Raw genomic sequence first — 22027 nt, 5'->3', positions numbered from 1 at the left:
GGGCTCACCGAGAACCCCTCGTAGTCGTACCGGCGTTCCCGGGGCCGCACGCCGCCGGAGTCACCCGCTCCCGAACGCCCCCTCATGACCAGCCCCCTGCCGTCGTCCCCGCCGTCGGCGCGGGCCCCGCGCTGGTGCGCAGCCGGTCCGCCTGCCGCCACAGGTCGACCAGGGCCACCCCCGGAGGCACCGCGACCGCCGTCCAGCCCGCCTCGCCGAGCAGCCGCACCGAGTGCTGCGCCGCCGCCGACGGGGCCGGTCCAGGACCCTGGGTCCAGGCCGCGCTGTCCAGGACGAAGGCGACCGCGGCGCCGCTGCGCTGGCGCATCTTGGCGATCACCGCGGCCTGCTCCTCGTCCAGGTCGCCGAGGAAGGCCACGAGCAGGCCCTCGTTCCCGCCGCGCAGCACGTCGTACGCGCGCGAGAGGCCCGCGCCGTCCGAGTGGTCGATCACGGCGAGCGTGTCCATCATGAGCCCGGCCGAGTCCGCCGACTCCTGGCTCGCGCCCGCGAAGCCGTCGGCGCCCTCGCCGGGAAGCGAGTTGCCGGTGTCCGTCAGGAGCCGTACCGAGAAGCCCCGTTCGAGCATGTGCACCAGCGCGGACGCGGTGCCCGCCACCGCCCACTCGAAGGCCGAGTCCGGGCCCGCGCCCTGGTAGGCGACGCCCCGGGTGTCCAGGAGCACCGTGCAGCGCGAGCGCTGCGGCTGCTCCTCGCGGCGCACCATCAGCTCGCCGTAGCGCGCGGTGGAGCGCCAGTGGACGCGGCGCAGGTCGTCGCCGTAGCGGTAACCGCGCGGGATGACGTCGTCCTCCCCGGCGAGCGCGAGCGAGCGGTGCCGCCCGTCGCCGTACCCCTTGGCCTCGCCCGTGAGCCGCACCGGCGGCAGCGCCTCCACGCGCGGGACGACCGTCAGGGTGTCGTACGTCGAGAAGGAGCGGGTCAGCTCGCACATGCCGAACGGGTCGGTCAGGCGCAGCTGGAGCGGTCCGAGCGGATAGCGGCCGCGCAGGTCCGAGCGCACCCGGTAGGACACCTCGCGGCGGCCCCCGGCCTCGACCCGGTCGAGCACGAAGCGCGGGCGCGGCCCGAGGACGTACGGCACCCGGTCCTGGAGCATCAGCAGGCCCGTGGGCAGCCGCGAGACGTTGTCCATCCGCAGGTGCACGCGCGCCTCCGCACCGGCGGGCACGCGCGCGGGGGAGAGGCGGCGGCTGCCCGCGACGCGGTAGCGCGTGCGGTAGAGCACGGCCGCGCAGACCAGCGGGAGCACCGCGAGGAGCAGGCCGACCCGCAGCAGATCGCTCTGGCCGAGGACGTAGGCGCACACGGCGGCGGCTATGCCCGCCGCGAAGAAGGAGCGGCCGCGCGTGGTCAGGCCGGCGAGCGCCGTGCGCAGCCCGCCCCGGTCGTCCTCGGCGCGCGCGGCAGGCCCCCCGGCGGCCATCACAGCCTCCGCGAGCCGGGCGGCTGACCGAAGAAGCCCTGGCCGGGCTGCTGGGTCGCCGGGACGGGGGTGCGCTGGAGGATCTCGTGGACCACCGACTCGGCCGTGCGCCGGTTCAGTTGTGCCTGGGCCGTGGGCAGCAGGCGGTGGGCGAGGACCGCGACGGCGAGGGCCTGCACGTCGTCCGGCAGGGCGAAGTCGCGGCCGCTGAGGGCGGCGGAGGCCTTGGCCGCGCGCAGCAGGTGCAGCGTCGCGCGCGGGGAGGCGCCCAGGCGCAGGTCCGGGTGGCTGCGGGTGGCCGCGACCAGGTCGACGGCGTATCTGCGCACGGACTCGGCGACGTGGACCGTGCGGACCGCGTCGATGAGCTTCACCATGTCGTGCGCGTGCGCGACCGGCTGGAGGTCGTCGAGCGGCGAGACGCCGCCGTGCACGTCCAGCATCTGCAACTCGGCCTCAGGGGCCGGATAGCCGATGGAGACGCGGGCCATGAAGCGGTCGCGCTGCGCCTCGGGCAGCGGGTAGGTGCCCTCCATCTCGACCGGGTTCTGCGTGGCCACCACCATGAAGGGGCTGGGCAGTTCGTACGTCTGCCCGTCGATGGTGACCTGGCGCTCCTCCATGGACTCCAGGAGCGCGGACTGCGTCTTCGGAGACGCGCGGTTGATCTCGTCGCCGATCACGATCTGCGCGAAGATCGCGCCCGGCTTGAACTCGAAGTCGCGGCGCTGCTGGTCCCAGATGGACACGCCCGTGATGTCCGAAGGCAGCAGGTCGGGCGTGAACTGGATACGCCGCACCGAGCAGTCGATGGACCGCGCGAGCGCCTTGGCGAGCATGGTCTTGCCCACGCCCGGTACATCCTCGATGAGCAGGTGCCCCTCCGCCAGGAGCACGGTCAGCGAAAGCCGTACGACCTCCGGCTTGCCCTCGATCACACCCTCTACCGACCTGCGGACACGCTCCGCGGTCGTGGTCAGATCTGTGAGGCTCGCTCGATCGTCATAGGTCGTCACCCGGCCCTCCTCGGCCCTTCCCCACGCTCGGCAAGGAGCACAGGTTTCTTCTTTTCCCGGGCCGACGCTCGCGTGCGGACCGGCCCACCCCGAAACACGGACACCACGCGTGAATGGTTCAGCGCGACGCCACACACGCATTCTTGTTGGGCTTACCGGTTCGTGTCACTCGCCTGTGGACAACTGGCGGCGATATGTCGGGGCTTGTCGCCTTTTGGGTACCGGAGATTGTCCGGTACCCAACAGGCGTCGGTCACGCAGGGTCGATCTCGCGGAGGAGCCCCGTCTTCACGTCGAAGACGAATCCACGGACGTCGTCGGCGTGCAGAAGGAAGGGGGAGGTCCGCACGCGCTGCATGGACTGGCGCACGTCCTGGTCGACGTCGCGGAACGACTCCACCGCCCACGTCGGCCGCTGCCCGACCTCGTTCTCCAGGTCCTGCCGGAACTCCTCGGTGAGGGACTCCAGGCCGCAGCCGGTGTGGTGGATCAGAACCACGCTGCGGGTGCCGAGCGCCCGCTGGCTGATGGTCAGGGAACGGATCACGTCATCGGTGACCACACCGCCCGCGTTGCGGATCGTGTGGCAGTCGCCCAGCTCGAGGCCGAGGGCGGCGTGCAGGTCGAGGCGGGCGTCCATGCAGGCGACCACGGCGACGTGCAGTACGGGGCGGGCGTCCATGCCCGGGTCGGTGAATTCGGCGGCGTAACGCTCGTTGGCCTCGACGAGGCGGTCGGTGACGGTGTCGCCTTCGCGTGTGCCGTTCGTGCTTATGGCGTCTTCGGAATTCGTGGGGAGTGATGCGGAAGTCGTCATGACTATGACCGTAGTGGTCACGTGTGATGTGGGCCTGCTGTGAGAGCGGACAAAGAACGTCATAGGGCGTTGTTGTGAGGTAACCCACAGGGGCCCGGAGCGTGCGTCCGAACCGGTGACGAGGGGCGCGTCCGAACCGGTGACGCCGCGCGGACGGCGGCTTCCCGAGCGGCCGGGCCGCGCCGCGCAGGCCGGTTGATTGACCGCGAGACAGGGTGGACTAAAGTGACGCGAAGCGGGAGTGGAGTCCGCTTCCCGCTGGACCGGCCCGGACATCGCAACCGGACCGTTCCGGAGATTTCTTGAGTCCCCACGTGCGCGGCGCGTACGTACGGCTCGGCCTCCTCCCGCTCCCGGTCGGCCGACGCCACTTCCCCGGCGCCGGCGGGCCGGATTCCCCTTCACGAGCGGGCGGGGACCCGGCTGTGCGTACGGCATCCGCGCCGGACCCTGAGAGGGTGCATTGAGTTCTGCCCGCCATGTCCCGGTGATGCTCCAGCGGTGCCTGGACCTGTTGGCCCCGGCGCTCGCGGAGCCGGGAGCGGTGGTCGTCGACTGCACCCTCGGCCTCGGCGGCCACAGCGAGGCGCTGCTCGCCGCCTTCCCCTCAGCCCGCCTCATCGCCCTGGACCGCGACAAGGAAGCCCTGCGTCTGTCCGGCGAGCGGCTCGCCCCCTACGGCGACCGCGCCACCCTGGTCCACGCGGTCTACGACGAGCTGCCCGACGTCCTGCAGCGGCTCGGCGTCCCGCGCGTGCAGGGCGTCCTGTTCGACCTCGGGGTCTCCTCCATGCAGCTCGACGAGGCCGACCGCGGCTTCGCCTACGCCCAGGACGCCCCCCTCGACATGCGCATGGACCAGACGACCGGCGTCAGCGCCGCCGAGGTCCTCAACACCTACCCCGCCGGTGAACTCGTGCGGATCCTGCGGCAGTACGGCGAGGAGAAGCAGGCCAAGCGGATCGTCTCCGCCGTCGTGCGCGAGCGCGAGAAGGAGCCGTTCAGCAACAGCGCCCGGCTCGTCGAGCTGATCCGCGACTCGCTGCCGCAGGCCGCCAAGCGCACCGGCGGCAACCCGGCCAAGCGCACCTTCCAGGCCCTGCGCATCGAGGTCAACGGCGAGCTGAGCGTCCTGGAGCGGGCCGTCCCGGACGCCGTGAAGGCGCTCGCCGTCGGCGGCCGCATCGCCGTCCTCTCGTACCACTCGCTGGAGGACCGCCTGGTCAAGCAGGTGTTCGCGGCGGGCGCCGCGACCACGGCGCCGCCCGGCCTGCCGATCGTGCCCGAGCAGTACCAGCCGCGGCTCAAGCTGCTCACCCGCGGTGCCGAGCTGCCCACCGAGGAAGAGATCGCCGAGAACCGCCGGGCCGCTCCGGCACGGCTGCGGGGTGCGCAGCGCATCCGCGAGGAAGCCCTGTGAACGGCCGCGGCGGGCGGACCCCGTGAACGCCCGCACCGGGGGCCCCGTGAGCGGCCCCACCGAAGAGGCCCCGTGAGCCGCGTCCGCGAGGAGGCCGTATGAGCAAGAAGCCCGAGCTGCGGGGGAGGGCCGCGCGCCTCGCCCGGCTGCTGCCCGCGGGCCCGAGCCAGGCCGCGCGCACGCCCTTCGTGCTCCTGGTCGTCCTGCTCCTCGGCGGCGGCCTCATCACGCTCCTGATCCTCAACTCCTCCCTGAACGAGGGCTCCTTCCAGCTGACCAAGCTGAAGAAGGAGACGCAGGAGCTCACCGACGAGGAGCAGGAGCTCCAGAAGGACGTCGACGAGTACGCCGCCCCGGACGCCCTCCAGCGCCGCGCCCGCGAGCTCGGCATGGTCCCCGGCGGCGACCCGGCCTTCCTGTTCCCCGACGGCACCGTCCGGGGCAAGCCCGGCGTCGCCCCCGGCTCCTCCGCCCTGCGCGAGTCCGCGGCCCGCCGCCCCGTCCCGGTCCCCGGCCCCGCGCGCCCCCCGGCCGCCCCTTCCACGGCCCCCGCGCCGCAGCCCACCGCGACCACCGCCCCGAGCGCCCCCGCCGCCCCCGGCCCACCGCCCCCGGCCCCCGCCGCCGCACCGTCGGCGACCCCGTCCCCCGCACCGCCCCCACCCCCGGCCGCTCCCGCGAGGCCCGCCCCCACGACCCCCCGGCAGGTGACGTAAGTGACGGACCGCCAACCGCCACCCCCACGCCGCCGGGTCCCCGGCCCGGCGCGGCCCGCCCGCCCCGGTGGCCGGAGTGGCCCGGGTCCCGGAGCGCGCCCGCCCGCGTCGCGCCGCCCCCGCCCGTCCGGATCGAGGCCGCCCAAGGCGCCCCAGGCCAAGACCATCCGCCTCGGCAGCCCGCGGCCCCGGCTGCGCATGGTCAGCCTCGGCCTGACCCTGGTGATGCTGGCGTTCGTGGTGCGGCTGTTCCAGGTGCAGGCCGTGGACGCCGACACCTATGCCGCCAAGGCCGAGAAGAACCGGTACTCCAGCCACAAGCTGGCCGCCGAGCGCGGGGCCATCACCGACCGCGGCGGCGTCGAACTCGCCACCAGCGTGGACGCGTACGACATCACCGCCGACCCCACGCTCTTCACGCCGAAGGAGACGAAGACCGGCGACGCGCCCGAGCAGGCCGCCGGGCTGCTCGCGCCGATCCTCGACGCCGACGCCGGTGAACTCGCGAAGAAGCTCCGGACGCCCAAGACCCGCTTCACCCTCCTGTCCCGCCGAGAGGCACCGCAGGTCTGGAAGCAGATCAAGGACCTGCGCTCCGCGCTCGCCGACAAGGCGAGCGCCGACCCCAAGGCGGTCAACGTCCTCGCGGGCGTCTTCGCCGTGCCCACCAGCAAGCGCGTGTACCCCAACGACGGCCTGGCCGCCGGGATACTGGGCTGGGTCAACGCCGACGGCAAGGGCGGCGGCGGCGTCGAGCAGCAGCTCGACAAGGAACTCGCGGGCAAGCAGGGCGAGATCCGCTACGCCCAGTCCGGCGGCCGCCAGGTGCCCACCGCCGGCAGGTCCGAGAAGCCCGCCGTGCCCGGCTCGGACGTCGAGCTGACCATAGACCGCGACATCCAGTGGGCCGCCCAGGACGCCATCACCGAACAGGTGCGCAAGTCCAAGGCCGACCGCGGCTACGTCCTTGTGCAGGACACCCGCACCGGCGAGGTCCTCGCCATGGCCAACGCGCCCGGCTTCGACCCCAACGACCTGGCCCAGGCCCGCGGCGCCAGCCTCGGCAACGCGGCCCTCCAGGACGCCTACGAACCCGGCTCCACCGCCAAGGTCATGTCGATGGCCGCCGTCCTCGAGGAGAACGCCGCCACCCCCGGCACCCGGGTGACCGTGCCCAACCGCCTGCACCGCGGCGACCGGCTCTTCCAGGACGACATCGACCACCCGACCTGGTACCTCACGCTCAACGGCGTGCTCGCCAAGTCCAGCAACATCGGCACCATCCTCGCCACCGGCGAACTCGGCAAGACGCAGCGGGAGGTCAACCGGACCCTCTACTCGTACCTGCGGAAGTTCGGCATCGGCAAGGAGACCGGGCTCGGCTTCCCCGGCGAGACCTCCGGCATCCTCGCGCCGCCCGAGAAGTGGTCGACCTCCCAGCAGTTCACGATCCCCTTCGGCCAGGGCGTCTCCATCAACGCCATGCAGGCCGCGTCCGTGTACTCGACCATCGCCAACGACGGCGTCCGCGTCGAGCCCACGCTGGTGCGCGGCACCAAGGGGCCCGACGGCCGCTTCACGCCCGCGCCCGCGCCGAAGAAGACCCGCGTGGTCAGCGCCAAGACCGCGCGGACCGTCGCACGGATGCTGGAGTCCGTCGTCGACGACCAGGAAGGCACCGGAACCAAGGCCCGCATCCCCGGCTATCGCGTCGCGGGCAAGACCGGCACGGCCAACCGGGTCGACCCGCAGACCGGCCGCTACCGCGGCTACACCTCGTCCTTCGCGGGCTTCGCGCCCGCCGACAAGCCGCGCGTCACCGTCTACTGCGTCATCCAGAACGCCACGAAGGGCAGCTACTTCGGCGGCCAGATCTGCGGCCCCATCTACAAGAAGGTCATGCAGTTCGCCCTCAAGACCCTCCAGGCCCCGCCCACCGGCAAGGCCCCCGCCCCGCTCCCGGTCACCTACGACCCCGGCAGGCCGGAGACCCCCGGCCGACCCGAGAACGGCGGCTGAGGCGCGCGGCCGGACAGGAACAGCCCGTGACGACCATCACCCCGGACCCGGGGAACCGGCACGCGACACACCGTGCCGCCACCCCCGGGCCGCCGTTGCCCCCGCCCGACCCCACCGCGTGTGGCCCCCTGCCTTTTGGCCCCAACGGGGGTGCGCCCGGTACGCTCACCGCCGTGCCACACGCTGATCAGTCCCAAACCACCCAGAAGGACGCTCCCGTGACCTACCCGGGACCGCCGAGGCCGACCCAGGTCTCCGCCACCCCCCTCGTGGAGCTCGCCGATCAGCTGGGGGCCGCGGCCCCGGGCACGGACGCCGCCGTCACCGGGATCACCCACGACTCGCGCGCGGTGCGCCCCGGCGACATCTACGCGGCCCTGCCCGGCGCCCGCATGCACGGCGCCGACTTCGTCGCCCAGGCTGCCGACCTCGGCGCCGCCGCGATCCTCACCGACCCGACCGGCGCCGACCGCGCCGCCGCCACGGGACTTCCGGTGCTCGTCGTCGCCGACCCGCGCGGCGGCATGGGCGAGCTGGCCGCGACGGTGTACGGCCACCCGGGCCGCGACCTGCTGCAGATCGGCATCACCGGCACCTCGGGCAAGACCACCACGGCGTACCTCATCGAGGGCGGTCTGAAGGCCGTCCGCGCCACCGGGCTCATCGGCACCGTCGAGACGCGCATCGGCGAGACGCGCATCAAGTCCGAGCGGACCACGCCCGAAGCCACCGATCTGCAGGCGCTGTTCGCGGTGATGCGCGAGCGCGGCGTCGAGGCGGTCGCGATGGAGGTCTCCAGCCACGCGCTCGTGCTCGGCCGGGTCGACGGCTGCGTCTTCGACGTCGCCGTCTTCAACAACCTGAGCCCGGAGCACATGGAGTTCCACTCCGACATGGAGGACTACTTCCGGGCCAAGGCACAGCTGTTCACCAAGCGGCGCGCCCGGCTCGGCGTGGTCAACCTCGACGACGAGTACGGACGCCGCCTCCTCACCGAGTCCGAGGTCCCCGTCACCAGCTTCTCCGCCGAGGGCCACCCGGACGCCGACTGGCGCGCGGAGGACGTCGAAGTCGGGCCGCTGGACTCCACGTTCACCGCCGTCGGCCCCAAGGGCGAGCGGATCGCCGCCCGGTCGCCGCTCGCCGGGCCCTTCAACGTCGCCAACACCCTCGCCGCGATCGTGTCGCTCGCCGTCGCCGGGATCGACCCGCAGCAGGCCGCCGACGGCGTCGCGGCCGTCCCGGGCGTCCCCGGCCGCCTGGAGCGTGTCGACGCCGGCCAGGCCTACCTCGCCGTCGTGGACTACGCCCACAAGACCGACGCCGTCGAATCGGTCCTGCGCGCGCTGCGCAAGGTCACCGAGGGCAAGCTGCACATCGTGCTCGGCTGCGGCGGCGACCGCGACCAGACCAAGCGCAGGCCGATGGGCGCGGCCGCGGCCCGGCTCGCCGACACCGCCGTACTCACGTCCGACAACCCCCGCGGCGAGGACCCCCTCGCCATCCTCGCGACGATGCTCGCGGGCGCCGCCGAGGTGCCCGCCCACGAGCGCGGTGACGTCGCCGTCTTCGAGGACCGCGCCGCCGCCATCCGCGCGGCCGTCGCCCGCGCCGAGCCCGGGGACACCGTCCTGGTCGCGGGCAAGGGACACGAACAGGGCCAGGACATCGCCGGGGTGGTCCGTCCCTTCGACGACCGCCTGGTGCTTCGCGAAGCTATCGAGCAAACCCAGGGATGAAGTTGTGATCGCCCTCTCCCTCGCCGAGATCGCCACCGTCGTCGGCGGGCAGACGTACGACATACCGGATCCACAGGTCCAGGTGACCGCGCCGGTCGTCCGGGACTCCCGTGAGGTGCAGCCCGGCGGCCTGTTCGCCGCCTTCGTGGGCGAGCGCGTCGACGGACACGACTACGCAGCCCAGGTCGTGGCGGCGGGCGCGGTCGCCGTGCTCGGCACCCGGCCGTGCGGGGTGCCCGCGATCGTCGTCGACGACGTGCCGAGGGCGCTCGGCGCCCTCGCCCGGCACGTCGTCGCCCGACTCGGCGCGACCCTCGTCGCCCTCACGGGATCCGCGGGCAAGACCAGCACCAAGGACCTCATCGCCCAGGTCATCGACCGCAAGGCGCCCACGGTGTGGACGCCGGGCTCGCTCAACAACGAGATCGGCCTGCCGCTGACCGCGCTGAGCGCCACCGACGAGACGAAGTTCCTCGTCCTGGAGATGGGCGCCCGCGGCATCGGCCACATCCGGTACCTGACCGAGCTGACGCCGCCCCGGATCGGCCTCGTCCTGAACGTCGGCACCGCCCACATCGGCGAGTTCGGCGGCCGCGAGCAGATCGCGCAAGCAAAGGGCGAGCTGGTCGAGGCACTGCCGGCCGACGGCGCCGCCATCCTCAACGCCGACGACCCCCTCGTACGCGCGATGGCCTCCCGTACGAAGGCCCGGGTGCTGCTCTTCGGAGAGGCCGCCGACGCCGACGTACGCGCCGAGAATGTCCGGCTCACGGAGAACGGACAGCCCGCCTTCACGCTCACCACACCCACCGGGTGCAGCGACGTGCGGCTGCGCCTGTACGGTGAGCACCACGTGTCGAACGCGCTCGCCGCGGCCGCCGTCGCCCATGAGCTGGGCATGTCCGTCGACGAGATCGCCCTCGCGCTCTCCGAGGCGGGCACGCTGTCCCGCTGGCGGATGGAGGTCACCGAGCGCCCGGACGGCGTGACGGTCGTCAACGACGCCTACAACGCGAACCCCGAGTCCATGCGAGCCGCCCTGCGCGCGCTCGCGGCCATGGGCAGAGCCGCGCAGGCCGAGGGCGGGCGCACGTGGGCGGTGCTCGGTCACATGGCCGAGCTCGGTGACGACGGGCTCGCCGAGCACGACGCGGTCGGGCGCCTTGCCGTCCGGCTGAACGTGAACAAGCTCGTGGCAGTCGGGGGCAGGGAAGCGTCCTGGCTCCAACTGGGCGCATACAACGAGGGTTCGTGGGGTGAGGAGTCGGTGCACGTGTCCGACGCACAGGCGGCGATCGACCTGCTGCGCAGCGAGCTGCGCCCGGGAGACGTCGTGCTGGTGAAGGCGTCCAGATCGGTCGGTCTCGAGCGGGTCGCGCTGGCGCTGCTCGATGACGCCGCCGCTTCGGAGGGGCAGGTCGCCGGCCGATGAGGCAGATCCTCTTCGCGGGTGTGATCGGGCTCTTCCTGACCCTGGTCGGTACGCCCCTGCTGATCAAGCTCCTGGCCCGCAAGGGCTATGGCCAGTTCATCCGGGACGACGGCCCGCGCGAGCACCACAGCAAGCGCGGTACGCCGACGATGGGTGGCATCGCCTTCATCCTGGCCACGCTCATCGCGTACTTCCTCACGAAGGTCATCACCGGCGGGGAGTTCACGCTCTCCGGCCTGCTGGTGCTCTTCCTGATGGCGGGCATGGGCCTGGTCGGCTTCCTCGACGACTACATCAAGATCGTCAAGCAGCGCTCGCTCGGTCTGCGCGCCAAGGCCAAGATGGCGGGCCAGCTGATCGTCGGCATCGGCTTCGCCGTGCTCGCGCTGAACTGGCCCGACAACCGCAACCAGACCCCGGCCTCCACCAAGCTGTCGTTCGTCACGGACTTCGGCTGGTCGATCGGCCCGGTCCTGTTCGTGGTCTGGGCGCTGTTCATGATCCTCGCGATGTCGAACGGCGTGAACCTCACCGACGGCCTCGACGGTCTCGCCACCGGCGCCTCCGTGATGGTCTTCGGCGCCTACACCTTCATCGGTGTCTGGCAGTACCAGGAGTCCTGCGCCAACGCGAACACGCTCACCAACCCGGAGGCGTGTTTCGAGGTCAGAGACCCACTCGACCTGGCGGTCGTGGCCTCCGCGCTGATGGGCGCCTGCTTCGGCTTCCTGTGGTGGAACACCTCGCCCGCGAAGATCTTCATGGGTGACACTGGCTCCCTCGCCCTCGGCGGCGCGCTCGCCGGACTCGCGATCTGCTCCCGCACGGAGCTGCTGCTCGCGCTCCTCGGCGGCCTCTTCGTCCTGATCACCATGTCCGTGGTCATCCAGGTCGGCTCCTTCCGCCTCACCGGCAAACGCGTCTTCCGCATGGCGCCACTCCAGCACCACTTCGAGCTGAAGGGGTGGTCGGAAGTCCTTGTGGTGGTCCGCTTCTGGATCATCCAGGGCATGTGCGTGATCGTCGGACTCGGACTCTTCTACGCAGGGTGGGCGGCCACCAAGTGAGCAACTGGCAGGGCAGGAACGTCACCGTCGCCGGGCTCGGCGTGAGCGGCCTCAGCGCCGCCCGCGCGCTCGCGGGCCTCGGCGCGGCGGTGACCGTCGTGGACGGCGGCGACGGCGAGACCCACCGGGCGCGGGCCGCCGAGCTCGCGGCCGCCGGGATCGCCGTCCGCCTCGGGGACGCCGAGACGCTCCCCGAGGGCACCGACCTCGTCGTCACCTCGCCCGGCTGGAAGCCCTCGTCACCGCTGTTCACCGCCGCCGCCGATGCGGGCGTCGACGTCGTCGGCGACGTCGAGATCGCCTGGCGCCTACGCGGCCCCGACGCCGCGCCCTGGCTCGCGATCACCGGCACCAACGGCAAGACCACCACCACACAGATGCTCGCGTCGATCCTGGCCGCGGCCGGGCTGCGCACGGCGGCCGTCGGCAACATCGGCACGCCCATCGTGGACGTGGTCCTCGAAGGGGACGAGGCGTACGACGTCCTCGCCGTCGAGCTGTCCTCCTACCAGCTGCACTGGGCGCCCTCCCTGCGCGCCCACTCGGCCGCCGTCCTGAACCTGGCGCCCGACCACCTCGACTGGCACGGCTCCATGGAGGCGTACGCCGCCGACAAGGGCCGCATCTACGAGGGCAACCAGGTCGCCTGCGTCTACAACGTCGCGGACAAGGCCACGGAGGACCTGGTCCGCGAGGCCGACGTCGAGGAGGGCTGCCGCGCCATCGGTTTCACGCTGACGGCGCCCGCCCCCTCGCAACTGGGCGTCGTGGACGGCATCCTGGTCGACCGTGCCTTCGTGCCGGACCGCCAGCAGCAGGCCCAGGAGCTCGCCGAGGTCTCCGACGTACGCCCGTCCGCCCCGCACAACATCGCCAACGCCCTCGCCGCCGCCGGCCTCGCGCGCGCGTTCGGGGTGGAGGCGGCGGCGGTGCGCGAGGGGCTGCGCGCCTTCCGGCCCGACGCGCACCGCATCGAGCACGTGGCCGACGTCGAGGGCGTCGCCTACATCGACGACTCCAAGGCCACCAACACCCACGCCGCGCAGGCGTCGTTGGCGGCCTACGAACACATCGTCTGGATCGCCGGAGGCCTCGCCAAGGGCGCCACCTTCGACGAGCTGGTCGCGGGCGCGGCGGGGCGGCTGCGAGGGGTCGTCCTGATCGGCGCCGACCGCGCGCTGATCGCCGAAGCGCTCGCGCGACACGCGCCCGAAGTACCCGTCGTGGACCTCGACCGGACGGACACTGGGGCGATGTCCGAGGCCGTACGGCAGGCCGCGCGGCTCGCGCGGCCGGGGGACACCGTCCTGATGGCGCCGGCCTGTGCGTCGATGGACATGTTCACCAACTACAACAAGCGTGGTGACGCGTTCGCGGCAGCCGTCCGCGAACTCGGCGCGAGCGCCTGACGGCGGGCCCAGCGTGGTCCGGGGGCGCCCGGCACCCGAAGGAGGGCACGTGGCAGCCGTGGGAACGCCGTCGTGGCGGGGGTTTCGTGGACGGCCGCGCGCCGGTTGGGGACGCGCCCGCACGGGCGCGGGGTGCCGCTGATGGCCGGGCGCGCCTCCGTGCGCAGCCCGCGCACCCCGAAGCGACCAGCGCGGCCGCGGGCCACCCCGGTGGTCCGCGAGAGCGCGCTGCGGCGGCTCTACGACCGGGCCCGCAAGGCCTGGGACCGGCCGCTGACCGCGTACTACCTGATCTTCGGCAGCAGCCTGCTGATCACGGCGCTCGGCCTCGTGATGGTCTACTCGGCGTCGATGATCCAGGCGTTGCAGCTGAACCTGCCCGCCTCCTACTTCTTCCGCAAGCAGTTCGTCGCCGCGGTCCTCGGCTCCGCCCTGCTGCTCATCGCCATGCGGATGCCGGTGAAGCTGCACCGGGCGCTGTCCTACCCGATGCTGGCCGCTTCCGTCTTCCTGATGGTTCTCGTCCAGATCCCCGGGATAGGGCGCAGCGTCAACGGCAATCAGAACTGGATCTATTTGGGGGGCCCTTTCCAGCTCCAGCCCAGTGAGTTCGGCAAGCTCGCGCTGGTTCTCTGGGGCGCGGACCTGCTGGCGCGCAAACAGGACAAACGGCTGCTCACCCAGTGGAAGCACATGCTGGTGCCGCTCGTTCCCGTCACCTTCATGCTGCTCGGTCTGATCATGCTGGGCGGCGACATGGGCACGGCCATCATCCTCACCGCGATCCTGTTCGGCCTGCTGTGGCTGGCGGGCGCCCCGACACGGCTGTTCGCGGGCGTCCTGAGCATCGCGGCCGTCCTCGGTGTGATCCTCATCAAGACCAGCCCGAACCGGATGGCCCGGCTCGCCTGCATCGGCGCGACCGACCCCGGACCCGGCGACCAGTGCTGGCAGGCCGTGCACGGCATCTACGCCCTGGCCTCCGGCGGATTCTTCGGTTCCGGCCTCGGCGCGAGTGTGGAAAAATGGGGTCAACTGCCCGAACCGCACACCGACTTCATCTTCGCCATCACCGGGGAGGAACTCGGTCTGGCGGGGACGCTGTCGGTGCTCGCCCTGTTCGCGGCTCTAGGCTATGCGGGTATCCGCGTGGCCGGACGCACGGAGGACCCCTTCGTGAGGTACGCAGCGGGAGGCGTGACCACCTGGATCACGGCCCAGGCCGTGATCAACGTCGGTGCGGTGCTCGGTCTGCTGCCGATCGCCGGTGTCCCGCTCCCGCTGTTCTCCTACGGAGGCTCAGCCCTGCTGCCGACCATGTTCGCCGTCGGACTCCTCATCGCGTTCGCGCGGGAGGACCCGGCGGCGAAGGCGGCCCTGGCCATGCGGCAGCCTCGGGTGAGATGGAACACGATGCGACGGCGCGTCAAGGCGCGTTCGTCCGGAGAGCGGTGAATTTCGGTGCATGTCGTACTCGCCGGTGGGGGGACCGCCGGCCACATCGAGCCCGCGCTCGCCCTCGCGGACGCCCTGCGCAGGCAGGACCCGACCGTGGGGATCACGGCCCTGGGCACGGAGCGCGGCCTCGAGACCCGACTCGTACCCGAGCGGGGCTATGAACTCGCCCTGATCCCCGCCGTGCCCCTGCCGCGCAAGCCCACGCCCGAGCTGATCACGGTGCCGGGCCGGCTGCGCGGCACCATCAAGGCGGCCGAGCAGATCCTGGAGCGGACCAAGGCCGACTGCGTGGTGGGCTTCGGCGGCTATGTGGCGCTGCCCGGCTACCTGGCGGCCAAGCGCGCGGGTGTGCCGATCGTGGTGCACGAGGCCAACGCGCGGCCCGGGCTCGCCAACAAGATCGGCTCGCGGTATGCCTCGGGGGTCGCGGTCTCCACCCCCGACAGCAAGCTGCGCGGCTCGCGCTACATCGGCATCCCGCTGCGCCGCACCATCGCGCTGCTCGACCGGGCCCGGGTCCGCCCGGAGGCCCGCGCGGCCTTCAACCTCGACCCGAACCTGCCCACACTGCTCGTCTCCGGCGGCTCCCAGGGCGCCCGGCGGCTCAACGAGGTCGTCCAGCAGGTCGCCCCGGTCCTCCAGCGGGCAGGCATCCAGATCCTGCACGCGGTCGGCCCGAAGAACGAAATGCCGTACGTGGAGAACATGCCCGGGATGCCCCCCTACATCCCGGTACCGTACGTGGACCGGATGGACCTCGCGTACGCCGCGGCCGACATGATGCTCTGCCGCGCGGGCGCGATGACCGTCGCCGAGCTGTCCGCCGTCGGGCTGCCGGCCGCCTACGTCCCGCTGCCCATCGGCAACGGCGAACAGCGGCTGAACGCCCAGCCGGTGGTCAAGGCGGGCGGCGGTCTGCTGGTCGACGACGCGGAGCTGACGCCCGAGTGGGTCCAGGGCAACGTCCTGCCCGTGCTCGCCGACCCGCACCGGCTGTACGAGATGTCCCGTGCCGCCTCGGAGTTCGGCCGCAGGGACGCCGACGACCTCCTCGTCAACATGGTGTACGAGGCGATTGCGTCACGCCGCAACGCGTGAGAGAGGGCAGGGGACTGTGGCCGGACGGGCCGGACCGACGACCGCCGAACGGCGGGGGGCCGGGTCTGGGCCGTCCCGCCCGTCCCGCCCGCGCCCGCGCCGGCCGCGGCTGCCGCGGGCCCTGCGGGCGCCGCGGGTGCGCCTCCTGATCGTCCTGGCGCTCGCCCTCGCCGTGCTCGCCGGGGGCGGCGCCTGGGTGCTCTACGGCTCGCCGTGGCTGCGGGTGGAGCAGGTGACGACGTCCGGGACGGTGGTCCTCAAGCCGCACGCGGTGCGCGAGGTCGCGGGCGTACCGGTCGGGGAACCACTGATTTCGGTCGATTCCGGGGCCATCGAAGAGCGGCTTAGGAGAGAAATGCCCCGAATTGACTCGGTTGATGTCGTCCGCTCCTGGCCCCATGGAATCGCACTGAAAGTGACGGAGCGCACGCCGGTTCTGCTCATCGAAAAGGGCGGAAAGTTCATCGAAGTGGACGCGAAGGGAGTCCGTTTCGCCACGGTCGAGAAGGCGCCGAAGGGCACCCCGCTCCTCGAAATGGCCGCGGACCCCTCCGGCAGCGCCGCCGCGAGCCTGCGCCGCTTCGACGCCGCCCGGCTGCGCCGTGAGGCCGTCCGTGTGGTCGCCGCCCTGCCCGGCGCGGTCGCCGCGGACACCCGGACCGTCAAGGTCCGTTCGTACGACTCCATCTCGCTGCGGTTGCGCGACGGCCGCACGGTCATGTGGGGGAGCGGTGAGAAGGGCCGCGCAAAGGCCGAGGCGCTCACCGGGCTCATGAAAGCAGTTCCGAAGGCACGGCACTTCGATGTGAGCGTCCCCACCGCCCCTGCGTCATCGGCGAGTTGACGTACATCAGCGCAGGCCAGCACCCTGGATGGGCAGGCTTAAGCCTGATCACATAGGGTGAAAAGAAAAACGGGAGGTTCGGCGTGTTCGTTGAACGTGCGCCACTTGTCGACTTAGTGTCCTGTTCGGAAGAGTCCAGGGAACAGACACACTGGTAACCCTAAACTTCAGCGTTAGGGTTCGGGTCGGCGTATCGGACCGTCCCATTCGGCATCAGTCGTCGTATCGCTCAAGCGCGAGACGGCGACACGTAACTCGAGGCGAGAGGCCTTCGACGTGGCAGCACCGCAGAACTACCTCGCAGTCATCAAAGTCATCGGTGTCGGCGGCGGTGGTGTCAATGCCATCAACCGGATGATCGAGGTCGGTCTCAAGGGCGTCGAGTTCATCGCCATCAACACCGACGCGCAAGCCCTGTTGATGAGCGACGCCGACGTCAAGCTCGACGTCGGCCGGGAACTCACCCGCGGACTCGGCGCCGGAGCCAACCCGGCCGTCGGCCGCAAGGCCGCCGAGGACCACCGCGAGGAGATCGAGGAGGTCCTCAAGGGGGCCGACATGGTCTTCGTGACGGCCGGTGAGGGCGGCGGCACCGGCACGGGCGGCGCGCCCGTGGTCGCCAACATCGCGCGCTCGCTCGGCGCCCTGACGATCGGTGTGGTCACCCGGCCGTTCACCTTCGAGGGCCGCCGCCGCGCGAACCAGGCGGAGGACGGCATCGCGGAACTCCGCGAAGAGGTCGACACCCTCATCGTCATCCCCAACGACCGGCTCCTGTCCATCTCGGACCGCCAGGTCAGCGTGCTCGACGCCTTCAAGTCGGCCGACCAGGTGCTCCTCTCCGGTGTGCAGGGCATCACCGACCTCATCACCACGCCCGGCCTGATCAACCTCGACTTCGCCGACGTCAAGTCGGTCATGTCCGAGGCGGGTTCGGCGCTCATGGGCATCGGCTCGGCCCGCGGCGACGACCGCGCGGTGGCCGCGGCCGAGATGGCGATCTCCTCGCCGCTCCTCGAGGCGTCCATCGACGGCGCCCGGGGCGTCCTGCTCTCCATCTCCGGCGGCTCCGACCTCGGTCTCTTCGAGATCAACGAAGCGGCCCAACTGGTCAGCGAGGCCGCGCACCCCGAGGCCAACATCATCTTCGGCGCGGTCATCGACGACGCGCTCGGCGACGAGGTCCGGGTCACGGTCATCGCGGCCGGCTTCGACGGCGGCCAGCCCCCGTCCAAGCGGGACAACGTCCTCGGCTCGGCGTCCGCCAAGCGCGAGGAGCCGGCGCCCCCGGCCCGGCAGCCCGAATCGTCCCGTCCGGCCCCGGCGTTCGGCGGCCTCGGCAGCGTCACCCCGCGCGACGACGCACCGGCGCCCGAGCAGCCCGAGCCGGTGCAGGCGAGCGAGCCCCCGGCCGCGTCGGCGACTCCGCCGCAGGTCCCCTCGACCCGTCTGCACCAGGACAGCCAGGCCGAAGAGCTGGACGTGCCGGACTTCCTGAAGTGATAGACCAGCGCTCCGAGACGAGCACCGCGAGCGGCGCCCACTTCGCCTTCACCGACCGGTGGGGCGGGGTGAGCGCCGTTCCGTACGAGGAGCTCAACCTCGGCGGAGCGGTCGGCGACGACCCCGAAGCCGTACGCCACAACCGCGAGGCCGTCGCCAAGAACCTCGGCATCGACCCCGCGAGCGTGGTGTGGATGAACCAGGTGCACGGCCGGGACGTCGCCGTGGTCGACGGACCCTGGGCGGACCGCGAGGAGATCCCGGCGGTCGACGCCGTCGTCACCGCCCGGCGGGGCGTCGCCCTCGCCGTCCTCACCGCCGACTGCACCCCGGTCCTGCTCGCCGACCCGGTCGCGGGAGTCGCCGCGGCCGCGCACGCGGGCCGGCCCGGAATGATCGCCGGGGTGGTGCCCGCGGCCGTCGAGGCCATGGTGTCCCTCGGCGCGAGCCCGGACCGGATCGTGGCCCGCACCGGGCCCGCCGTCTGCGGCCGTTGTTACGAAGTACCCGCGGACATGCGCGCCGACGTCGCCGCCGTGGAACCCGCGGCGTACGCCGAGACGAGCTGGGGCACACCCGCGGTCGACGTGACCGCCGGGGTGCACGCGCAGCTCGACCGGCTCGGCGTGCGCGACCGGGAGCAGTCGCCGGTGTGCACACGGGAGTCGGGCGATCACTTCTCGTACCGCCGCGACCGGACGACCGGTCGTCTCGCGGGCTATGTGTGGTTGGACTGATGGGGCATGACGGACCGTAAGGCGGAACTCGCCGGAAATCTGGCGAAAGTAGAAGAGCGCATCGAGGCGGCCTGCGCGGCGGCGGGCCGCAAGCGCGAGGAACTGACCCTGATCGTGGTCACCAAGACCTACCCCGCGAGCGATGTGCGGTTTCTCTCGGAACTCGGTGTGCGCCATGTCGCCGAGAACCGCGACCAGGACGCGGCGCCGAAGGCCGCTGACTGCGCGGACCTCCCGCTGAGCTGGCACTTCGTGGGCCAGCTGCAGACCAACAAGGTGCGCTCCGTGGTCGGTTACGCGGACGTGGTGCAGTCGGTGGACCGGCCCAGGCTGGTCACCGCGCTGTCCACGGCCGCCGTGCGCGCCGGGCGTGAGGTCGGCTGTCTGCTCCAGGTCGCCCTCGACGCGGGGGCCGACGGGCGGGGGGACCGCGGTGGCGTGGGCCCCGGCGGGATCGAGGAGTTGGCCGCATCCGTGGCCGAAGCCCCCGGACTGCGACTCGACGGTCTGATGACCGTCGCGCCGCTCACCGGGGAATACGCGGGACGGCAACAGGCGGCGTTCGAGCGGCTGATGGATTTGTCGACTGCCCTGCGCGTGGCCCATCCGGCTGCGAACATGGTGTCGGCAGGGATGAGTGCGGACCTCGAACAGGCCGTGGCGGCCGGAGCGACACATGTGCGCGTCGGTACGGCGGTACTCGGAGTCCGACGCGGGCTCGGGTAACGTCGCCAGGAAGTCGGACCACAGCAGAAAATATGGTCATTCCCGCAGTTCGGCGGGAGACCACGTGGATCGCGGGCAGTTGATGACGACGGACCTCTCGATCCACCACAGAGCGGAGGACTCAGAGCATGGCCGGCGCGATGCGCAAGATGGCGGTCTACCTCGGCCTCGTGGAGGACGACGGTTACGACGGTCGGGGCTTCGACCCCGACGACGATTTCGAGCCCGAGCCGGAGCCCGAGCGCGACCGCCGACGGCACGAGCCGTCGCACCAGTCCCACCTCGCGGACCGGGACTTGGACCGGGACGAATCGGTACGAGTGGTGCAGCCGCCCGCCCCCCGCGAACCGGCGCCGCGCGCCGCTTCGCTTCCCGCTGAATCGGGACGTCCGGCGCGAATCGCCCCCGTGGCATCCATCACACCTGAACGCCAGAGCCTGGAGAAGAACGCACCGGTGATCATGCCCAAGGTCGTGTCCGAGCGTGAGCCCTACCGCATCACCACACTTCACCCCCGGACCTACAACGAAGCCCGTACCATCGGGGAACACTTCCGCGAAGGCACCCCGGTGATCATGAACTTGACGGAGATGGACGACACGGATGCGAAGCGACTTGTCGACTTTGCCGCCGGTCTGGTCTTCGGCCTGCATGGCAGTATCGAGCGAGTGACGCAGAAGGTGTTCCTGTTGTCGCCTGCTAACGTCGATGTCACGGCGGAGGACAAGGCCCGCATCGCAGAGGGCGGGTTCTTCAACCAGAGCTGAGACGCAAGTGCAGTAGACGGCAGTTATCGGTTCGACACAGCACGGACTCGACTGAGGACAGGGGAGAGGGAAACACGAACATGGGCGTGGTCTTGCAAGTGATCTACATCGCTCTGATGTGTTTCCTCATCGTGCTGATCTTCCGGCTGGTCATGGACTACGTCTTCCAGTTCGCCCGCTCATGGCAACCCGGCAAGGCGATGGTGGTCGTTCTGGAGGCCACCTACACTGTCACCGATCCACCGCTCAAGCTTCTGCGGCGGTTCATTCCGCCGCTGCGTCTCGGGGGCGTGGCGCTCGACCTGTCCTTCTTCGTGCTGATGATCATCGTCTACATCCTGATCTCCGTCGTGAGCCGGCTGTGAGCGCGATGTCAACTACGTTCTTGCCGAATGCCGACGACTACGTTGAGGTGAAGAGATGCCGCTGACCCCCGAGGACGTGCGGAACAAGCAGTTCACGACCGTCCGCCTCCGAGAAGGCTATGACGAGGACGAGGTCGATGCCTTCCTCGATGAGGTCGAAGCCGAACTGACCCGCTTGCTCCGTGAGAACGAGGATCTGCGAGCCAAGCTGGCCGCCGCCACGCGCGCGGCCGCGCAGAACCAGCAGCAGGGCGGCATGCGCAAGGGCCCCGGCGGTCCCGGTGGCCCCGAAGGGCCGCAGGACCAGCGAGGTCCCGGCGCCCCCGTGCCCGCCGCAATATCTGGCCCGCAGCCGGTGCCGCCGCAGCAGCAGCACCCCATGGGCGGCCCGCCCCAGCTGCCGGGCGGCGCTCCGCAGCTTCCCCCGGGCCCCGGCGGCCACGGCCCGCAGGGCGGTCCGCAGGGTCCCGGTCCGATGGGCCAGGGTCCGGGTCCGATGGGCCAGGGCCAGATGCAGGGTCAGATGGGTGGCCCCATGGGCGGCCCGATGGGCGGTCACGGCCCGCAGCTTCCGCAGCCCGGCCAGGGCCCCGGTGGCGACAGCGCCGCCCGTGTGCTCTCGCTCGCGCAGCAGACCGCCGACCAGGCGATCGCGGAGGCCCGTTCCGAGGCCAACAAGATCGTGGGCGAGGCCCGTTCGCGCGCCGAGGGCCTGGAGCGGGACGCCCGTGCCAAGGCCGACGCCCTGGAGCGGGACGCGCAGGAGAAGCACCGTGTCGCGATGGGCTCCCTGGAGTCCGCCCGCGCCACCCTTGAGCGCAAGGTCGAGGACCTGCGCGGCTTCGAGCGCGAGTACCGCACGCGACTGAAGTCCTACCTGGAGTCGCAGCTGCGTCAGCTGGAGACCCAGGCCGACGACTCGCTGGCCCCGCCGCGGACCCCGGCGACCGCCTCCCTGCCGCCGTCCCCGGCGCCCTCCATGGCCTCGGCCGGCGCGGGTGCCCCGTCCTACGGCGGCAACCAGTCGATGGGCGGCAACCAGCCCGCGGGCGCGCCGTCCTACGGCGGGCAGCAGCAGATGTCGCCCGCGATGACGCAGCCGATGGCGCCGGTGCGGCCGCAGGGCCAGCAGCCGATGCAGCAGGCTCCGTCCCCGATGCGGGGATTCCTCATCGACGAGGACGACAACTGACGGCCTCCACCACGCCGTAGGCGTCGGCAGCTGTAACAGGGCGAGGCCCCCGGGGATCCGGGGGCCTCGCCCTTTGCCGTGCCCCCGGGGCCTGGGATGCCGCAGGGGCGCCGCGGGCGTCGGTGGCCGTGGATCGGCCTTCGGCCTCGTCCTCAAACGCCGGACGGGCTGAATACCGTTCCGCGTCGGCAGAAACGTTCATCTGTGCGCGGGCACGCAACGCCGAAGGCCCGGGCCCACCAAGATCATTGGTGG

At 71.7% G+C, this 22027-nt stretch carries 19 protein-coding genes; 16 read left to right on the top strand and 3 right to left on the bottom strand.

The features are described 5' to 3' along the window. Nucleotides 1-82: 82 nt before the first annotated feature. The 3 genes from ACFVHO_RS38645 to ACFVHO_RS38635 form a co-directional block, all read right to left on the bottom strand. Nucleotides 83-1447 carry a DUF58 domain-containing protein gene (locus tag ACFVHO_RS38645; RefSeq protein ID WP_385725203.1) on the bottom strand — a complete coding sequence of 455 codons (1365 nt, stop codon included), beginning with the start codon at nucleotides 1445-1447 and terminating at the stop codon, nucleotides 83-85. After that, complete coding sequence (locus tag ACFVHO_RS38640; protein WP_385725202.1) at nucleotides 1447-2463, bottom strand: AAA family ATPase; 1017 nt, start codon at nucleotides 2461-2463, stop codon at nucleotides 1447-1449. The genes ACFVHO_RS38645 and ACFVHO_RS38640 overlap by 1 nt, the downstream gene beginning before the upstream one ends. Nucleotides 2464-2716: 253 nt before the next feature. Next, nucleotides 2717-3280 carry a beta-class carbonic anhydrase gene (locus ACFVHO_RS38635; protein ID WP_385725201.1) on the bottom strand — a complete coding sequence of 188 codons (564 nt, stop codon included), beginning with the start codon at nucleotides 3278-3280 and terminating at the stop codon, nucleotides 2717-2719. Nucleotides 3281-3743: 463 nt separating this feature from the next. Here ACFVHO_RS38635 and rsmH point away from each other — a divergent pair, with 463 nt between their 5' ends. From rsmH to ACFVHO_RS38555, 16 genes are all read left to right on the top strand, one after another. After that, nucleotides 3744-4700 (top strand): 16S rRNA (cytosine(1402)-N(4))-methyltransferase RsmH, encoded by a 957-nt coding sequence (gene rsmH, locus ACFVHO_RS38630; protein ID WP_385725200.1) that lies wholly within the window; start codon nucleotides 3744-3746, stop codon nucleotides 4698-4700. A gap of 98 nt (nucleotides 4701-4798) precedes the next feature. Continuing rightward, nucleotides 4799-5416: a septum formation initiator family protein gene (locus ACFVHO_RS38625; protein ID WP_385725199.1), complete on the top strand. Its 618-nt coding sequence runs from the start codon at nucleotides 4799-4801 to the stop codon at nucleotides 5414-5416. A gap of 198 nt (nucleotides 5417-5614) precedes the next feature. Beyond that, complete coding sequence (locus ACFVHO_RS38620; protein WP_385725212.1) at nucleotides 5615-7435, top strand: peptidoglycan D,D-transpeptidase FtsI family protein; 1821 nt, start codon at nucleotides 5615-5617, stop codon at nucleotides 7433-7435. Nucleotides 7436-7461: 26 nt separating this feature from the next. Continuing rightward, nucleotides 7462-9174, top strand: coding sequence for a UDP-N-acetylmuramoyl-L-alanyl-D-glutamate--2,6-diaminopimelate ligase (locus tag ACFVHO_RS38615; RefSeq protein WP_385725198.1), 1713 nt, complete (start codon nucleotides 7462-7464; stop codon nucleotides 9172-9174). Between the two features lie 4 nt (nucleotides 9175-9178). Continuing rightward, the gene (gene murF, locus ACFVHO_RS38610) at nucleotides 9179-10606 is read left to right on the top strand and encodes a UDP-N-acetylmuramoyl-tripeptide--D-alanyl-D-alanine ligase (protein WP_385725197.1); all 1428 of its coding nucleotides are present in this window, start codon (nucleotides 9179-9181) and stop codon (nucleotides 10604-10606) included. Further along, nucleotides 10603-11673, top strand: coding sequence for a phospho-N-acetylmuramoyl-pentapeptide-transferase (gene mraY / locus ACFVHO_RS38605; protein WP_289951949.1), 1071 nt, complete (start codon nucleotides 10603-10605; stop codon nucleotides 11671-11673). The genes murF and mraY overlap by 4 nt, the downstream gene beginning before the upstream one ends. Further along, entirely contained in the window at nucleotides 11670-13082 is a 1413-nt protein-coding gene (gene murD / locus ACFVHO_RS38600) for a UDP-N-acetylmuramoyl-L-alanine--D-glutamate ligase (RefSeq protein WP_385725196.1), read from the top strand. The genes mraY and murD overlap by 4 nt, the downstream gene beginning before the upstream one ends. Nucleotides 13083-13223: 141 nt before the next feature. After that, nucleotides 13224-14537 (top strand): putative lipid II flippase FtsW, encoded by a 1314-nt coding sequence (gene ftsW, locus ACFVHO_RS38595; protein WP_385725211.1) that lies wholly within the window; start codon nucleotides 13224-13226, stop codon nucleotides 14535-14537. Nucleotides 14538-14543: 6 nt separating this feature from the next. Beyond that, nucleotides 14544-15638: an undecaprenyldiphospho-muramoylpentapeptide beta-N-acetylglucosaminyltransferase gene (gene murG / locus ACFVHO_RS38590; RefSeq protein ID WP_030361675.1), complete on the top strand. Its 1095-nt coding sequence runs from the start codon at nucleotides 14544-14546 to the stop codon at nucleotides 15636-15638. Between the two features lie 16 nt (nucleotides 15639-15654). Next, nucleotides 15655-16482, top strand: a complete 828-nt coding sequence (locus ACFVHO_RS38585) for a cell division protein FtsQ/DivIB (RefSeq protein ID WP_385725195.1) — start codon at nucleotides 15655-15657, stop codon at nucleotides 16480-16482. A gap of 276 nt (nucleotides 16483-16758) precedes the next feature. Beyond that, complete coding sequence (gene ftsZ / locus ACFVHO_RS38580; protein WP_385725194.1) at nucleotides 16759-17985, top strand: cell division protein FtsZ; 1227 nt, start codon at nucleotides 16759-16761, stop codon at nucleotides 17983-17985. After that, complete coding sequence (gene pgeF / locus ACFVHO_RS38575) at nucleotides 17982-18722, top strand: peptidoglycan editing factor PgeF (RefSeq protein WP_385725193.1); 741 nt, start codon at nucleotides 17982-17984, stop codon at nucleotides 18720-18722. Before ftsZ ends, pgeF begins: the two co-directional genes overlap by 4 nt. 6 nt (nucleotides 18723-18728) lie before the next feature. Beyond that, on the top strand, nucleotides 18729-19448 hold the full coding sequence (locus ACFVHO_RS38570) for a YggS family pyridoxal phosphate-dependent enzyme (protein ID WP_385725192.1): 720 nt from the start codon (nucleotides 18729-18731) through the stop codon (nucleotides 19446-19448). Nucleotides 19449-19576: 128 nt separating this feature from the next. Continuing rightward, a complete protein-coding gene (locus tag ACFVHO_RS38565) occupies nucleotides 19577-20215 on the top strand; it encodes a cell division protein SepF (protein WP_380838367.1) in 639 nt (212 codons plus the stop codon). An 80-nt stretch (nucleotides 20216-20295) separates the two neighbouring features. Then, nucleotides 20296-20580, top strand: a complete 285-nt coding sequence (locus tag ACFVHO_RS38560; protein ID WP_030361669.1) for a YggT family protein — start codon at nucleotides 20296-20298, stop codon at nucleotides 20578-20580. Nucleotides 20581-20635: 55 nt separating this feature from the next. Continuing rightward, nucleotides 20636-21772: a DivIVA domain-containing protein gene (locus tag ACFVHO_RS38555; RefSeq protein ID WP_385725191.1), complete on the top strand. Its 1137-nt coding sequence runs from the start codon at nucleotides 20636-20638 to the stop codon at nucleotides 21770-21772. The last annotated feature ends 255 nt before the right edge of the window (nucleotides 21773-22027 follow it).

The sequence above is a fragment of the Streptomyces sp. NPDC127108 genome, assembly GCF_042677545.1.
Classification (GTDB): Bacteria; Actinomycetota; Actinomycetes; order Streptomycetales; family Streptomycetaceae; genus Streptomyces.
This window is presented reverse-complemented; position numbering and strand designations above follow the sequence as displayed.

Coding starts and splice junctions, on each gene's coding strand:
- ACFVHO_RS38645 (WP_385725203.1), bottom strand. CDS start 1,447: ATGGCCGCCGGGGGGCCTGCCGCGCGCGCCGAGGACGACCGGGGCGGG.
- ACFVHO_RS38635 (WP_385725201.1), bottom strand. CDS start 3,280: ATGACGACTTCCGCATCACTCCCCACGAATTCCGAAGACGCCATAAGC.
- ACFVHO_RS38625 (WP_385725199.1), top strand. CDS start 4,799: ATGAGCAAGAAGCCCGAGCTGCGGGGGAGGGCCGCGCGCCTCGCCCGG.
- ACFVHO_RS38620 (WP_385725212.1), top strand. CDS start 5,615: ATGGTCAGCCTCGGCCTGACCCTGGTGATGCTGGCGTTCGTGGTGCGG.
- mraY (WP_289951949.1), top strand. CDS start 10,603: ATGAGGCAGATCCTCTTCGCGGGTGTGATCGGGCTCTTCCTGACCCTG.
- ftsW (WP_385725211.1), top strand. CDS start 13,224: ATGGCCGGGCGCGCCTCCGTGCGCAGCCCGCGCACCCCGAAGCGACCA.
- ACFVHO_RS38570 (WP_385725192.1), top strand. CDS start 18,729: ATGACGGACCGTAAGGCGGAACTCGCCGGAAATCTGGCGAAAGTAGAA.
- ACFVHO_RS38565 (WP_380838367.1), top strand. CDS start 19,577: ATGGCCGGCGCGATGCGCAAGATGGCGGTCTACCTCGGCCTCGTGGAG.
- ACFVHO_RS38560 (WP_030361669.1), top strand. CDS start 20,296: ATGGGCGTGGTCTTGCAAGTGATCTACATCGCTCTGATGTGTTTCCTC.
- ACFVHO_RS38555 (WP_385725191.1), top strand. CDS start 20,636: ATGCCGCTGACCCCCGAGGACGTGCGGAACAAGCAGTTCACGACCGTC.